Origin of the sequence: Neorhizobium sp. SHOUNA12A (assembly GCF_023006505.1) — a bacterium.
Lineage (GTDB): Bacteria > Pseudomonadota > Alphaproteobacteria > Rhizobiales > Rhizobiaceae > Neorhizobium.
In genome coordinates this window covers 1-13,191 of the sequence record NZ_JALBGV010000028.1, presented here as the reverse complement: position 1 = coordinate 13,191, position 13,191 = coordinate 1, and the positions used below count along the sequence as shown (strand labels likewise).

The window sequence follows — 13,191 nt, the reverse complement described above, 5'->3', positions numbered from 1 at the left end:
GGAGGACCTGACGACCGGGCTCAGCCGGCAAAGCCGACGCCGATCTGGGGCTGGCCGAGCGTCCTGAACACGGTCGAGACGATGCCGGCGCGGTCGAGGCCGGCCTTGGCATACATCGCGTCCGGGCTTGCCTGCTGCATCCAGATGTCCGGCAGCACGAGCGAGCGGATTTTCAGGCCGTTGTCGAGCAGGCCCTCGGTCGCGAGGAACTGCAGCACATGGCTGCCGAAGCCGCCGACCGCACCTTCCTCGATGGTGATCAGCACTTCGTGATGGCGGGCGAGCTGGCGGATCAGGTCATGGTCCAGCGGCTTGGCGAAACGCGCATCCGCAACCGTGGTCGAAAGACCGGCGGCGTCGAGATCTTCGGCTGCAAGCACACATTCCTTAAGGCGCGTGCCGAAGGAAAGCAGCGCTACCTTGGCACCTTGCTTGACCACCCGGCCCTTGCCGATTTCAAGGATCTGGCCGCGTTCCGGCAACTCGACCCCGACGCCTTCGCCGCGCGGATAACGGAAGGAGATCGGGCCTTCGTCATAGGCAGCGGCTGTACGCACCATATGCTTCAGCTCCGCCTCGTCGGCGGCAGCCATCACCACCATGCCCGGCAGCGTCGCCAGGAAGGTCGTATCGAACGAGCCCGCGTGGGTCGGCCCGTCGGCGCCGACGAAGCCGGCGCGGTCGATCGGGAAACGCACCGGCAATCCCTGGATCGCCACGTCATGAACGACCTGGTCGTAACCGCGCTGCAGGAAGGTCGAATAGAGCGCGCAGAAAGGCTTGTAGCCCTCTGCCGCAAGGCCTGCGGCAAAGGTCACCGCATGCTGTTCGGCAATGCCGACATCGAAGGTCCGGGCCGGGAAGATATCCGCCAGCTTATCGATGCCGGTGCCGTTCGGCATGGCGGCGGTGACGCCGACGATCTTCTCGTCGAGCGCTGCTTCCTGGACCAGCGCCTCGCCGAAGACGCTCGTATAGCTCGGTGCGTTCGGCTTCGATTTCGCCTGCGCACCGGTGATGACGTCGAACTTGTTGACGCCGTGATATTTGTCGGCGGCGGCTTCCGCGGGTGCATAACCCTTGCCCTTCTGCGTCACCACATGGATCAGCACCGGGCCGCGGGCATTGTCGCGCACATTGCGCAGCACCGGCAGGAGATGGTCGAAGGAATGACCGTCGATCGGACCGATATGGTAGAAGCCCATTTCCTCGAACATCGTGCCGCCGGTGACGTAACCGCGGGCATGTTCGACGGCGCGAGTGATCGCCCGGTCGACATTCTTGCCGAGATAGGCGGTCAGTTTCTTGCCGAGGTCGCGAAAGCCCATATAGGTGCGGCCGGAGGCGAGCCGCGCCAGATAAGCGCTCATCGCGCCGGTCGGCGGGGCGATCGACATGTCGTTGTCGTTCAAGATGACGATCAGCCGGGCATCCAGCGCACCGGCATTGTTGAGCGCCTCATAGGCCATGCCGGCTGACATCGCGCCGTCGCCGATGACCGCGATCACATTGCGCTTAGAGCCGGAAAGGTCGGCCGCGACCGCCATACCGAGGCCGGCCGAGATCGACGTGGAGGAATGCGCCGCGCCGAACGGATCGTATTCGCTCTCGGCCCGGCGGGTGAAGCCGGAAAGCCCGTCCTCCTGCCGCAGCGTGCGAATGCGGTCGCGCCGGCCGGTGAGGATCTTGTGCGGATAACACTGGTGCCCGACATCGAAGATCAGCCTGTCATCCGGCGTGTTGAATACCTTGTGGATGGCGATCGTCAGTTCCACGACGCCGAGGCCGGCACCCAGATGGCCGCCGGTGCGCGACACCGCATCGATCATCTCGTCGCGCAATTCGCGGGCAAGCTGCGTCAGGTCGCGATCTTCGATGGCGCGAAGATCGGAGGGAAGCTTGACCTTGTCGAGCAATGGCGTGGCGGGGATTGATGTCACGGACGATGGCCTTTTCTGCTCTTTCCGGAAGCGTGTTCTCCCCCAAGATGAGAAGAAAGCAGGCTTTTTCAAGTTGCATGACCTGCGGTTCTAACCGATTTCAGGCGGTGGGCAAGGGGACAAACTCCTCCTCGTCCCCAGGCACGATGTCGAAACGGCCGGTGCGCCATTCCTCTTTCGCCTTTTCGATACGCTCCTTGGAAGAGGAAACGAAGTTCCACCAGATATAGCGTTTGGAATTCAGCGCCGCCCCGCCGAACAGCATCACATGACAGCCGGGAGCGCCTGCTTCGAGGGTAATGTCGTCGCCCGGCCGGAAGACGAGAAGCTGGTCGGCCGCGAAACGGTCGCCCGAAACGACGAGTTCGCCGGAAAGAATGTAGATCGCCCGCTCCTCATGCGCCGCTGCAAACGGGAAACGCTTGCCAGCCTCGAGGCGGAGATCGACATAGAGCGTGTCGGTGAAGGTCGAAACCGGTGAGCCGAGGCCCTCGAAAGCGCCGATCACCACCCGGCCGCTCGCGCCGTCCGTATCGATGACCGGCATCTTTTCCTTATCCGTGTGCGAGAAGGTCGGATCGATCTCCTCCTTGTTATCCGGCAGTGCCAGCCACGTCTGCAGCCCGGAGACCGACATCGGATGGCCGCGCAGGTTTTCCGGCGTGCGCTCCGAATGCACGATGCCGCGGCCGGCGGTCATCAGGTTGATATCGCCCGGCCGGATGGTGAGTTCGGTGCCGAGGCTGTCGCGGTGCTTGATCTCGCCATCGAAGAGATAGGTGACGGTGGAAAGCCCGATATGCGGATGCGGCTTGACGTCCAGCGCCTCGTCGGCCCGCAGCAGCGCCGGTCCCATCCGGTCAAAGAAGATGAACGGCCCCACCAGCCTTCTCTGCCGGCTCGGCAACGCGCGCCGCACGGAAAACCCGCCGATATCGCTGGTGCGTGGAATGATCAGGTTCTCGATCGCATCACAGGCAAAGGCGTCGCCGGCGACCGGGTCGTTTCCGGGGAAGAAGGACATGGGGGAGCTTCCTAAAGCGTTTCCTGGTCTTCGGGATATCGGGCGAGAAAGGCTTCCAAATCGGCGAGCAACGATGGCAGACGATGCGTGATCGCCGCCCAAATCACCGTATCGAGTACGTCGGGATAGTCATGCCGCAGGATATTGCCGAGGTTTCGTATGCCGCGCCAATCATGCTGCGGAAACAGCTCTTCAGCAAGCGGGCCAAGTTTAACGGCTGCCTCCGAAAGTCGCGCGAGGCATCGCTCAGACGCATCCTTTGTCAGCCGGTTCTTGGAATAAATCGTGAAATCCATGCCAAGGGTGTATTCAAGAACGGCTTGCCCGTTTTCGATAATATCACGCATGCGGATAAGAGGGCGCTTAGTAGGCAATGGCGCGATCCCGTTCCACATTTCGCCGGAGCCGTTCCTTCTGCAGCGGTTCGGCAATGATATCCACACTGCTGGCACCCGTAATGCTTGAGATCAATACGCGTAGATCTTCAAGGGCGCTAAAGTAGCCGAAACCCGACTGGATCACGGGTTCAGCAAATTTGACGAGAACGTCAAGATCGGATTCTAACGTCGCTTCGCCTCTGGCTACAGAGCCAAAGATCGACACATGCTCCGCACCCGCGGCGCGCAACTCGTCTTCGTGCTCTCTCAGCTTGGCGATGACCAGATCTTTGTCCATGCGGACAATATAGTGGAGCCCCGGGTTTTGGTCGAGAGCGGCGGAGGTTGACTATCTATGGCGTCTGATGCCATATTAAATCCATGAAAGCCGAACTCGTCATCCGCGAACGTGTTGTCTTCGGCGACGGAGCGATTTTGGAGATCAAGGTGTGGCGCGTGCCAGATCATGTGCCGCCATCGCAGCACTTGTTGAAATACTCGCTGTTTTACGGTCGACCCGGCAAGCGGTTGGTCGGTTACGACAATGAGCGCGGCAAGGGTGATCATCGCCACTACGGCGATCGGGAAGAGAGCTATCGGTTCGTCTCGATTGAGCAGCTGCTGGCCGATTTCAGGCAGGACGTCGAAACGTCGAGAGGAGAGAAGATATGAGCAAGGACATCGAACTCCATATCGGCGGTTCCTTCGATGAGGTCGCGAAGCGGGTCTCGGATGCTTGGCATCGCGCAGAAAAGGGTGAGGCGGTCTCGGAAGAGCATCTGACCTTCGTCGCCTGGGATGCCTTTTCCAGCACCATGACCGGCAAGCGCCTGGAACTTCTGCGTTATCTGCACAAGAACCCGCAGGCGAGCGTGGCGGCTTTGGCACGAGCGCTCGATCGGGATTACCGGCGGGTTCATGAGGATGTCGAGATCCTAGGGCGGGCTGGCTTGGTGGAGCAGGACGAAACCGGCCTGCATGCCGGGTACGACGAAATCCGAACCGTCATTTCGCTTTAGGTTCTAGGGACACCCGCTCAAGCTCACTGCATCCCCGACCGTCGCCCCAAGCTCGACGCAGCCGCCGTCATGACACAGCCTCCACCCACCCGGCGTCATGCCGGACGCCGCTAGCGAAATGCGTTCCTGCGGCGGCAGCGTCGGGTGCCAAACCCACCAGCCGTCCTTCAGCACCGCGTTCGCTCCGGGCTCCATGCCGGCGCCGGACCCCTTGACCTCCGCCTGGCGAAGCTCCAGCCCGGCCGGTGCCACGGCCCAGGTTTCGCGCCATTCGGTCTTCTGCACGGAATGGGTCCAGGAGAGCGTGAACATCGAGATGGCAAGCACCGTCAGTTTGCCGCCGGCCAGGATGCAGAGGCTCATCGCCCCTTGCTCATGTCAGCGCCGGTGCGGCCGGCGCGCTGCGGTTCCGCCACCAGTGTTGCGCGACGATGATGACGCCGAGTACCCAGCCGAGTTCGTCGGTCCAGGGAAATGCCACCACCAGACTTGCACCGGCGATGAAGGCGAGCAGGCGCTCCCAAGCTGCCATGCGGGCAAACAGGAAGCCGACCACTGCCGTGCCCCACAGCGCAATGCCGAAGCATGCCTTGAGGAAGACATAGGCGACCTCGACCGGATAACCCCATGCCGCGGCAATCGCACCCGGATCCTGCAGCATCAGCGCCGGCGTATAGACGGCCATGAAGGGCACGACGAAACCGGCGGTCGCGAGCTTGGTCGCCTCCACGCCGATCTTCAGCCCCGAGGTCTTCGCCATCGGTGCCGCCGCGAAGGCGGCGAGCGCCACCGGCGGCGTCAGGTCCGCCATGATGCCGAAGTAGAAGACGAACATGTGGCTGACGATCAGCGGCACGCCGAGTTCGAGCAGCGCAGGTCCGGCAAGCGACGAGGTGATGATGTAGTTCGGGATTGTCGGAATGCCCATGCCGAGGATCAGGCAGGTGATCATCGTCAGGACCAGCGACAGGAACAGGTTGTGCTCGCCGACCCGGATGATCGCGCCGACAAAGGTCGAGGCAATGCCGGTCAGCGTCAGCGTGCCGATGACGATGCCGACGATGGCGCAGGCGATGCCGACCGGTAGCGCGTTCTTGGCGCCCTCGGCCATCGCGTCGCGGCAGATCGCCAGCGTCTCGCGCCCGCCCTTGACGAAGACGCAGCCAACGATCAGGGCGAGGATGACGATCGCCAGGAAGTTGACCCCATAGCGCAGGAAGGAGGCGGCGGCGATGCCGAGCACGAGCCAGAAGACGAGGCGGAAGGCAAGCGGGCCGATGCTTGCGGCAAGCGGCATGCCGAGGATCAGCACGATGACCAGCGCCAGCCCCATCGTCCCGGCGAAGATCGGCGTATAACCGGCAAACAGCAGGTAGACGAGGGCGGCGAGCGGCAGGATCAGCGGCCAGTGTTCCCGGACGGCGGCCCAGGGGTTCGGCAGGTCGGCCTTGCTCATGCCCTTGAGGCCCGCTTTGCCGGCTTCCAGGAACACCATCCAGAAGCAGACGCCGAAATAAAGCACGGCCGGGATGATCGCGGCCTTGACGATCTCGGCATAGGAGACGTTGAGCGTCTCGGCCATGATGAAGGCGACGGCGCCCATCACCGGCGGCATGATCTGGCCGCCCATCGAGGACGTCGCCTCGACGCCGCCCGCAAAGGCGGAGCGGAAACCGAAGCGTTTCATCAGCGGAATGGTGAATTGGCCGGAGGCGACGACATTGGCGACGCCCGAGCCGGAGATCGTGCCCATCAGCGCCGACGACATGACGCAGACCTGCGCCGGCCCGCCGCGCCAGGTGCCGACGAGGCCGAGCGCGAAATCGTTGAACAGCGCCAGCATGCCGGCGCGTTCCAGAAATGCCGCAAAGACCACGAAGATGAAGATATAGGCCGCCGAAACGTAGATCGGCGTTCCGTAAATGCCTTCGGTGCCATAGGCAAAGTTCTCGATGATCTGTTCGAAATCATAGCCGCGATGGACGAACGGCCCGGGGGCGTATTGGCCGAAAAAGCAATAGGCAAGGAATATGGCGGCGATGATCGTCAACGGCAGGCCCATCAGCCGTCGCGCCGCTTCGAAGACGAGCACGATCAGCACAGTTCCGACGATGAGGTCTGGCGTCGTCAGGAACCCGCTCCTGACGATCAGGTCGTGGTAGAAGACCCAATTGTAGAGCCCGGTCAGGAAGCCGACGATGCCGAGCGCCCAGAACCAGATCTTGCCGGCTTTCGTTTTGGCGACGAGGTTGCCGATCAGCACGAAACCGAGCAGCAGCAGGAAGCCAACATGCATGGCCCGGACGATCTGGCTCGCAAGCGTGCCATAGGCGGCGGTCCAGAGCTGGAAAAGGGTAAAGGCAAAGGCGATCCAGAAGGCGATCCGCCCGGTTAGACCCTCGCCGAACCCGGCCGGCAGGCCCTCGATAGGCTCTTCGGCAGAATGCGAGGTGATCGAGTTTTGCGTTGGGATTTCGGACATTGGTTCTCTCGGCAAGCTCTCTGGTCTGTCGGGAAACCCCCTCTGGCCTGCCGGCCATCTCCCCCACAAGGGGGGAGAAGACCCGCGGCTCTCTCCCGACCAAGTGGGCATCGGCAGTGCGGCAGGTTGAGTCCCTCCCCCTTGTGGGGAGGGGTTGGGGAGGGGACTTGCAATAGGCACAGTCTGCCTATCGCTTTACTTCATCAATCCAACTTCCTTGTAATACCGTTCGGCGCCCGGATGCAGCGGTACGGGCATGCCTTCCAGTGCCTTCTTCACGTCGATAGCCTTGGCGGCGGCGTGGGCTGCGGAAAGCTTCGGCAGGTTGGAGAACAAGAGCTTGGTCATCTGGTAGACGGTTTCGTCGGAAACGCCCGAATGGGTGATCAGGAAGTTGCCGACGGCGGCGGTCTCGACATCGGCGGTCTGCCCCTCATAGGTGCCGGCCGGGATTTTCACCGAGACATAGGGAGCGCCGATCTTGGCGACCTCGGCGGCCGGGATCGCTACGACATTGATCTTCAGCGAGGTTGCAAGGTCGCGGATCGAGGCGACGCCGAGGCCTGCCGACTGCAGCGTCGCATCGAGCTGGCGGTTCTTGATCAGTTCGACGGATTCCGCGAACGGCAGATATTCGGTCTTGCCGAGGTCCTTGTAGGACATGCCGGCCGCCGTGAAGATGGCGCGGGCATTGAGTTCCGTGCCGGAGGCAGGTGCGCCGACCGACAGGCTCTTGCCCTTGAGATCGGCAAGCGTCTTCACGCCGGATTCGGCGCTGGCGACCACCTGGATATAGTTCGGATAGATGGCGGCGATGCCGCGCAGCTTGTCGAGCTTGGCGGGAAAGCCCGCTTCCTTGTTGCCCTTCCAGGCTTCCTGGACAGAATCGCCGAGCGAGAAGGCAATCTCGCCGCGTCCTGCCTGCAGCAGGTTGAGGTTTTCGACGGATGCCTTGGTGGCCTGCACCTGGGTGCGCGCGTCCTTGATGCCCTGTCCGTAGATTTCGGCAAGCGCCACGCCGAGCGGATAATACACGCCGGACGTGCCACCGGTCAGCACGTTGATGAATTCCGCAGCCTTCGCGCCGGCGGCGGAAAATGCCGTCGAAACGGCAAGTGTCGCCACGAACATGAGATTGATTTTACTGGACTTCATGCCGAAGTTCATAATGGCCTCCTCCCAAAGCAACCACGCAGATGGGGCCATCATGGGGAGGCGTTTCCGGTGCGTCAATCGGTTTATGACGCATTCCATGCGAAGGTTGTAAGACTTTGGTTTAGCCGTCCGGCTTATTCGCCGTCGAGCGGCTCGACGCCCTGTGGCTTGCCGGCGCGGTCGAGCCGGATCTTCTCGATGCGGTTTTCGGCGGCCGTCAGCAGTTTTTCGCAATGTTTCTTCAGCGCTTCGCCGCGCTCGTAGATGGCGATCGATTCGTCGAGCGCCACGTCGCCCCGTTCCAGCCGCGCCACGATGCTTTCGAGTTCGGCGACGGCCTTCTCGAAGGAATAGCCGCTCACATCGAGGCTCTCGGTGTTTTCGGTCATCGTCTATCCCTTCATCAGTCTGCAGATGTGCATGCCCGCCGATTCGGCGAGCCCTTCCAGATCATATCCGCCCTCGAGCAGGCTGACGATACGGTTGCCGGCATATTTGCCGGCGATCTCCATCAGCCGTCCGGTGGCCCAGTCGAAATCGTCGCCGACGAGATTGATCTGCGCCAGCGGATCGCGGTGATGCGCGTCGAAGCCGGCCGAGATGATGATGAAATCCGGTCGAAAATTGTCGAGCGCCGGCAGCACGCGGCTCTTGAACGCCTCGCGGAAATATTCGCTGCCGGTATCGGGTGAAAGCGGCGCGTTGACCACGTTGTTCCTGGTGCCGGTCTCGTCCTTGGCGCCGGTGCCGGGATAAAGCGGCATCTGGTGCGTCGAGCAGAACAGCACTGACGGATCGTCCCAGAAGATGCCCTGCGTGCCGTTGCCGTGATGCACGTCCCAATCGACGATCGCGACGCGTTCCATGCCGTATTTCCGTTGTGCGTGGCGCGCGGCGATCGCGGCGTTGTTGAACAGGCAAAAACCCATCGCCTTGTCTTTTTCGGCGTGGTGGCCGGGGGGCCTTGCCGCCACGAAGGCGTTGTCGACCTTGCCGTTTGCCACGTCGTCGACGGCGGCCATCGCGCCGCCGATGCCGGTCAGCGCGGCTTGAAAGCTCTTCGGCCCCACATAGGTGTCGGCCTCGATCTGGCGGATCGTGTCCTCCTCGGGAATTTCGCGCATCACCGCGCGCAGGTGTTCCTCCGGATGGGCGAGCAGAACCGCGTCCTCGTTCGCCTGGGGAGCGTCCTTGCGGTCGAGCCTGGCGAAATTCGGATGCTCCAGCGCGATCGCCAGCGAGCGCAGCCGGTCCGCCCGTTCGGGATGTCCTTCCGGCGTGCGATGTTCGAGGAAGATCTTGTGTTCGTAAAGGCGCGTGGTCATGCGGCGGCCTCGTCAGGGGTCAGTCCGGTCTGGACCTTTCCGACATGGCGCAGAAAGCTGACTTTTTCAAGCCGCAACCCCTTGCTCTTGCGCTTGTTTAGCTTGAAAGAATGGTCTTACATAGAGGGGTGCAACCCAGAGGGTAATGTGGTCAAAGAGCCAGTCAAGTCTCAGGAATTCCGCGTTCCTTTCCGCGATGTCGATATGCATGGCGAGATGTTCCGCTCGGCCTATGTCGTGCGGGCGGAAGAGGCCGTCACGGAATTCTGGCGTCGCCGCAGGTCGCAAAAGGGCGATCCGTTCTTCAGGATCGGCAAGATCACCTGCACGTTTCACTCGGCCTTGAAGCTGGGTGACGTCGTCCACACGCATATCGGCGTCAGCAAGATCGGCGGAAAGTCGGCGGGGTTCCTGGTGCATATGCTGCGGGGCAACGAGGCGGTCGCGGAAGCCGAAATCGTCTGGATGACTTGTGACCCCGAAAGCAGGGAACCGGTGCCGCTCCCCGAAGACTTGCGCGACTGGCTTTATCAGTTCCTGGATTGACGGGACGCGGCCGATCAGGCCCGTTGCGGCAGCAGCGGATAACCGACCATTACTGCGCGGCCGGCGAGTGCCGCGATCATCGCCTTCAGTACATCGCCAGGAACGAAGGAAAGGTCGCCGATGAAGGCGGTCGAAAGCCCGGTGCCCGTGACATAGGCGAGGTAGATGACCCCGAGCGCGTGGTCGACCACCACGCCGCCGAGCAGGGCTGCGAGAAAAAATCCGGTGATCTGCACGATGCCGCTCTGCGAACGCTCGACGAACCGCTCGGAGCAATAACCGGCGATGACGGCTGCGAAGAACCAGCCGACGAGATAACCGGCGGTCGGCGACACAAAGGTGGCAAGGCCGCCGCGTCCGCCCGAGAGAACCGGCAGGCCGATCGCGACCAGCAGCAGGACAAGAAACACCGCAAAACCGCCGCGCCTGGCGCCGAGGATGACGCCCGCAAGCATGACGCCGAGCGACTGGGCGGTGATGGGTACCGGAATGAAGCCGAGCATGATCGGCGGCACGAGACCGAGCGCCACGATAATGGCGGCGAAAAGGGCGGCCAGAACGAGATCACGGGTGGTCATGCTATGCGAATCCCCAGTTTTATATGAGGTTATTTCTGCGCCCGGATGCCACGTGCGTCAATGGCGGCGGCGATCTCGTCGGCGTTTTTGAGTGTCAGGATGATCAGTGGCACCGCCAGCGTCAGCGGCCGGACCTTCAGCCCGCGGGCGCGATGGGCGTCGCGGATAGCCTGGTAACGGCTGAGGATCTCCGGCACGAAACGGATGACGAGACCGATCGAAAGCCCGATATCCGCGGCCCTGACGAGCCCCAGGCGCTCCAGTGGCATGGCAAGGCGGGTGATCTCGTCGATGAAATCGCCGGTGCTGGTGGTCGCCGTCATGGCCGCGGCGAAGAGGGCAAGCGCCGTCAGCCGCGTGACGACGACCAGCGTGTCATGTCGGCCGTTGAAGACAAGTGTGAAGAGCGCCACGACCGCAATGGTCAGCAGGACCGGCCGCAGCCGCAGCCAGGATTGGCGCCACCCGAGCCGGAGCGACGAATAGACGATGCCGCCGAGCAAGGCCGCGACCGACAGAACGGCCGGCGAACGGACAAGGAAAAGGACAAGGCTGAGCGCGGCGAGGCCGAGAAGCTTTGCCCGCGGCGAAAGCCGGTGCAGAAACGTGTCGCCTTCCACGTAGAGCGTCTTCATGCCGCAAGCTCGCGGTAGCGGGCGATGACCTCGGCTGGCGCGCCGTCATCGGTGAGGCGGCCTTCATGGAAGAGCAGAACCCGGTCGAAATCGGCAATCAGGCCGAGGTCATGGCTGATGACGACGACATTTTCATCGAGCCCGTGGATGGTCCGCTCCACGAGTTCGCGGTTCCGGAGATCGAGTTGGTTGGTCGGTTCGTCCATGATCAGGATATCCGGCCGGGTCACCAGAACCGAGGCGAGTGCTGCCAGCTGCAGTTCTCCGCCCGAAAGTTCGTGCACACGCCGGTCGGCCAGATGGGCGATGCCGAACCGGGCAAGCACGGTTTCGACCGCCGCCTCCGTACCCGCCTTCGAGAGCTTTCTCGATTTCAGCCCCAGCGCGATGTCTTCCTTAAGGATCGGCAGGATGATCTGGTTCTGCGGGTTCTGGAAAATGAAGCCGGCCTGGCCACGAACCTTGTCGCCATCCTTCACCGTATCGAGCCCGTTGACGGTCACGTGACCCTCGGCAGGCAGCACCAGCCCGTTGATCATCCGCGCAAACGTCGTCTTGCCCGAGCCGTTGAGGCCAATCACGCCGATCCGCCGTTCGCTCAAGCGAAGCGTCAGCGGATAAACGACGGTGCGTCCCTCGAAACGCGCTTCTGCCTGTTCGAAACGGATATCCAAGCCAGTCCCTCGGTGTTCAGCGGTCTATAGACCGGAAGACGGGGAAGGGGAATGCGGAACCGAACGTGAACATTGAATCCGGCGCGGCGGTATCCTAGTCTACATGCCATGGCGATTCTCATTCCAAACGATCAGGCCCGCAGGATCTTCCTCGAACGGCAGCGGCTCTGCGAACCGCCCGGCCGGGCGTTGACCAAAGCCGGCCTGCTGCAGCTCATCGACGATCTCGGTTTCGTCCAGGTGGACAGTATCGCCACCGTCGAGCGCGCCCATCACATGATCCTGTTCTCGCGCAACCAGACCTACCGCCGCGAGCACCTGACCGCGCTTCTGGAAAAGGACGGCGAGCTGTTCGAGCACTGGACGCATGACGCCTCGATCATCCCGACGAGCTTCTTCCGCTACTGGAAACATCGTTTTCGCCGCCGCGAGCCGATCCTTGCCGAACGCTGGCGGAAATGGCACGGCGAGGGGTTCGACGCCGCCTTCGAGGAGACCTTCCAGCACATCGCCGAGAACGGCGCGATCATGTCCCGCGACATGAAGCAGGAGGATCACAAGTCCGGCGGCTGGTGGAACTGGCATCCGAACAAGACGGCGCTCGAATATTACTGGCACACCGGCAAGCTGGCGATCGCCGGCCGCGTCAACTTCCAGAAGATCTACGACCTGATGGAACGGGTCATCCCGCGGCAGCATCACGAGCCGGAAGTGAGCCATGAGGAGTTCATCGACTGGGCCTGCCGCGGGGCCATGACCCGCCTCGGCTTTGCAACCTCCGGAGAGCTTGCCGCCTTCTTCGATCTGGTTACGCCGGACGAGGCAAAGGACTGGGTGAAGACCCATCGCGACGAACTTGTGGAAGTGCTGATCGAGACCGCCGACGGCAGCAAGCCGCGCCCCTCCTTCGCCTTCCTTGGCTTCCCCGAAAACCTGGGTGAGATCCCAGAACCGCCGGCGCGGGTGCGTGTCCTCAGCCCCTTCGATCCGCTCCTGCGCAACCGCGACCGGGCCGAGCGGCTGTTCAACTTCTTCTACCGCATCGAGGTTTTCGTGCCGGAGCCGAAGCGCCAATACGGCTACTACGTCTTCCCGCTGCTCGAAGGAGACCGCATGATCGGCCGCATCGACATGAAGGCGGACCGCAAGTCGGGGACGCTGGATGTGAAGCGGTTATGGCTGGAAAAGGGCGTGCGGGCTTCGGCGGGGCGATTGGAGAAGCTGGACGCGGAACTGCTCCGCGTCGGGCGGTTCGCCGGGGTGGATAAGGTGGTTTATCAGAATGGTTGGCGGGGCGAATAAGCGCGGCCGCGCCGTTTGCCGTGGCACCCCCCTTGTAACTTCCCTTTATCCGCTTTTGGCGATTTACTGCCAGATGCGGTGGCGGATGGGAGACCGAACCTCCCTTGGGACATCAAGCCCGTGGCAGAGCCTGG

16 protein-coding genes are annotated in these 13,191 nt (G+C 62.5%); 4 read left to right on the top strand and 12 right to left on the bottom strand.

The annotated features are described in order from the left end of the window. Positions 1-20: 20 nt before the first annotated feature. The 4 genes from dxs to MOV63_RS14595 all read right to left on the bottom strand — a co-directional run bounded on the left by dxs (position 21) and on the right by MOV63_RS14595 (position 3,639). The gene (gene dxs / locus MOV63_RS14610; protein WP_247034445.1) at positions 21-1,940 is read right to left on the bottom strand and encodes a 1-deoxy-D-xylulose-5-phosphate synthase; all 1,920 of its coding nucleotides are present in this window, start codon (positions 1,938-1,940) and stop codon (positions 21-23) included. A gap of 100 nt (positions 1,941-2,040) precedes the next feature. Beyond that, on the bottom strand, positions 2,041-2,964 hold the full coding sequence (locus MOV63_RS14605; RefSeq protein ID WP_247034443.1) for a pirin family protein: 924 nt from the start codon (positions 2,962-2,964) through the stop codon (positions 2,041-2,043). An 11-nt stretch (positions 2,965-2,975) separates the two neighbouring features. Further along, positions 2,976-3,359 (bottom strand): DUF86 domain-containing protein, encoded by a 384-nt coding sequence (locus tag MOV63_RS14600; RefSeq protein WP_247034442.1) that lies wholly within the window; start codon positions 3,357-3,359, stop codon positions 2,976-2,978. Beyond that, positions 3,328-3,639 (bottom strand): nucleotidyltransferase family protein, encoded by a 312-nt coding sequence (locus tag MOV63_RS14595; protein WP_247034441.1) that lies wholly within the window; start codon positions 3,637-3,639, stop codon positions 3,328-3,330. Before MOV63_RS14595 ends, MOV63_RS14600 begins: the two co-directional genes overlap by 32 nt. A gap of 83 nt (positions 3,640-3,722) precedes the next feature. On the opposite strand from MOV63_RS14595, the gene MOV63_RS14590 reads away from it, so the two are divergent. Then, positions 3,723-4,013, top strand: a complete 291-nt coding sequence (locus MOV63_RS14590; protein ID WP_247034440.1) for a DUF6516 family protein — start codon at positions 3,723-3,725, stop codon at positions 4,011-4,013. Then, entirely contained in the window at positions 4,010-4,360 is a 351-nt protein-coding gene (locus MOV63_RS14585) for a hypothetical protein (protein WP_247034439.1), read from the top strand. Before MOV63_RS14590 ends, MOV63_RS14585 begins: the two co-directional genes overlap by 4 nt. 3 nt (positions 4,361-4,363) lie before the next feature. Here MOV63_RS14585 and MOV63_RS14580 read toward each other — a convergent pair whose 3' ends face one another. From MOV63_RS14580 to MOV63_RS14560, 5 genes are all read right to left on the bottom strand, one after another. Further along, positions 4,364-4,723, bottom strand: a complete 360-nt coding sequence (locus MOV63_RS14580; protein WP_247034438.1) for a DUF1850 domain-containing protein — start codon at positions 4,721-4,723, stop codon at positions 4,364-4,366. A 10-nt stretch (positions 4,724-4,733) separates the two neighbouring features. Then, positions 4,734-6,842 (bottom strand): TRAP transporter permease, encoded by a 2,109-nt coding sequence (locus tag MOV63_RS14575; protein ID WP_247034437.1) that lies wholly within the window; start codon positions 6,840-6,842, stop codon positions 4,734-4,736. Between the two features lie 195 nt (positions 6,843-7,037). Beyond that, positions 7,038-7,973: a TAXI family TRAP transporter solute-binding subunit gene (locus tag MOV63_RS14570; protein ID WP_038548807.1), complete on the bottom strand. Its 936-nt coding sequence runs from the start codon at positions 7,971-7,973 to the stop codon at positions 7,038-7,040. Between the two features lie 158 nt (positions 7,974-8,131). Then, entirely contained in the window at positions 8,132-8,386 is a 255-nt protein-coding gene (locus MOV63_RS14565; RefSeq protein ID WP_038540522.1) for an exodeoxyribonuclease VII small subunit, read from the bottom strand. A 3-nt stretch (positions 8,387-8,389) separates the two neighbouring features. Further along, positions 8,390-9,322, bottom strand: a complete 933-nt coding sequence (locus MOV63_RS14560; protein WP_247034436.1) for a histone deacetylase family protein — start codon at positions 9,320-9,322, stop codon at positions 8,390-8,392. A gap of 147 nt (positions 9,323-9,469) precedes the next feature. On the opposite strand from MOV63_RS14560, the gene MOV63_RS14555 reads away from it, so the two are divergent. After that, on the top strand, positions 9,470-9,868 hold the full coding sequence (locus tag MOV63_RS14555) for a thioesterase family protein (protein ID WP_247034434.1): 399 nt from the start codon (positions 9,470-9,472) through the stop codon (positions 9,866-9,868). A 14-nt stretch (positions 9,869-9,882) separates the two neighbouring features. Here the strand turns inward: MOV63_RS14555 and MOV63_RS14550 are convergent, their stop codons facing one another. From MOV63_RS14550 to MOV63_RS14540, 3 genes are read right to left on the bottom strand one after another with little or no spacing between them, the layout of a single operon-like run. Then, complete coding sequence (locus MOV63_RS14550) at positions 9,883-10,446, bottom strand: biotin transporter BioY (RefSeq protein WP_046599434.1); 564 nt, start codon at positions 10,444-10,446, stop codon at positions 9,883-9,885. A gap of 29 nt (positions 10,447-10,475) precedes the next feature. Continuing rightward, positions 10,476-11,081 (bottom strand): energy-coupling factor transporter transmembrane protein EcfT, encoded by a 606-nt coding sequence (locus MOV63_RS14545; protein WP_247034433.1) that lies wholly within the window; start codon positions 11,079-11,081, stop codon positions 10,476-10,478. Next, on the bottom strand, positions 11,078-11,755 hold the full coding sequence (locus MOV63_RS14540) for an energy-coupling factor ABC transporter ATP-binding protein (protein ID WP_247034432.1): 678 nt from the start codon (positions 11,753-11,755) through the stop codon (positions 11,078-11,080). The genes MOV63_RS14545 and MOV63_RS14540 overlap by 4 nt, the downstream gene beginning before the upstream one ends. A 108-nt stretch (positions 11,756-11,863) precedes the next feature. Between MOV63_RS14540 and MOV63_RS14535 the strand changes: the two genes are divergently transcribed. Continuing rightward, the gene (locus tag MOV63_RS14535; RefSeq protein ID WP_247034431.1) at positions 11,864-13,057 is read left to right on the top strand and encodes a winged helix-turn-helix domain-containing protein; all 1,194 of its coding nucleotides are present in this window, start codon (positions 11,864-11,866) and stop codon (positions 13,055-13,057) included. Positions 13,058-13,191: the final 134 nt, after the last annotated feature.

What these genes read in the sequence shown, in the direction of transcription:
- MOV63_RS14600 (WP_247034442.1), bottom strand. Translation starts at nt 3,359, where the DNA reads ATGTGGAACGGGATCGCGCCATTGCCTACTAAGCGCCCTCTTATCCGC.
- MOV63_RS14560 (WP_247034436.1), bottom strand. Translation starts at nt 9,322, where the DNA reads ATGACCACGCGCCTTTACGAACACAAGATCTTCCTCGAACATCGCACG.
- MOV63_RS14535 (WP_247034431.1), top strand. Translation starts at nt 11,864, where the DNA reads ATGGCGATTCTCATTCCAAACGATCAGGCCCGCAGGATCTTCCTCGAA.
- MOV63_RS14565 (WP_038540522.1), bottom strand. Translation starts at nt 8,386, where the DNA reads ATGACCGAAAACACCGAGAGCCTCGATGTGAGCGGCTATTCCTTCGAG.
- MOV63_RS14595 (WP_247034441.1), bottom strand. Translation starts at nt 3,639, where the DNA reads ATGGACAAAGATCTGGTCATCGCCAAGCTGAGAGAGCACGAAGACGAG.
- MOV63_RS14575 (WP_247034437.1), bottom strand. Translation starts at nt 6,842, where the DNA reads ATGTCCGAAATCCCAACGCAAAACTCGATCACCTCGCATTCTGCCGAA.
- MOV63_RS14590 (WP_247034440.1), top strand. Translation starts at nt 3,723, where the DNA reads ATGAAAGCCGAACTCGTCATCCGCGAACGTGTTGTCTTCGGCGACGGA.
- MOV63_RS14570 (WP_038548807.1), bottom strand. Translation starts at nt 7,973, where the DNA reads ATGTTCGTGGCGACACTTGCCGTTTCGACGGCATTTTCCGCCGCCGGC.
- MOV63_RS14545 (WP_247034433.1), bottom strand. Translation starts at nt 11,081, where the DNA reads ATGAAGACGCTCTACGTGGAAGGCGACACGTTTCTGCACCGGCTTTCG.
- MOV63_RS14605 (WP_247034443.1), bottom strand. Translation starts at nt 2,964, where the DNA reads ATGTCCTTCTTCCCCGGAAACGACCCGGTCGCCGGCGACGCCTTTGCC.
- MOV63_RS14550 (WP_046599434.1), bottom strand. Translation starts at nt 10,446, where the DNA reads ATGACCACCCGTGATCTCGTTCTGGCCGCCCTTTTCGCCGCCATTATC.
- MOV63_RS14580 (WP_247034438.1), bottom strand. Translation starts at nt 4,723, where the DNA reads ATGAGCCTCTGCATCCTGGCCGGCGGCAAACTGACGGTGCTTGCCATC.
- MOV63_RS14585 (WP_247034439.1), top strand. Translation starts at nt 4,010, where the DNA reads ATGAGCAAGGACATCGAACTCCATATCGGCGGTTCCTTCGATGAGGTC.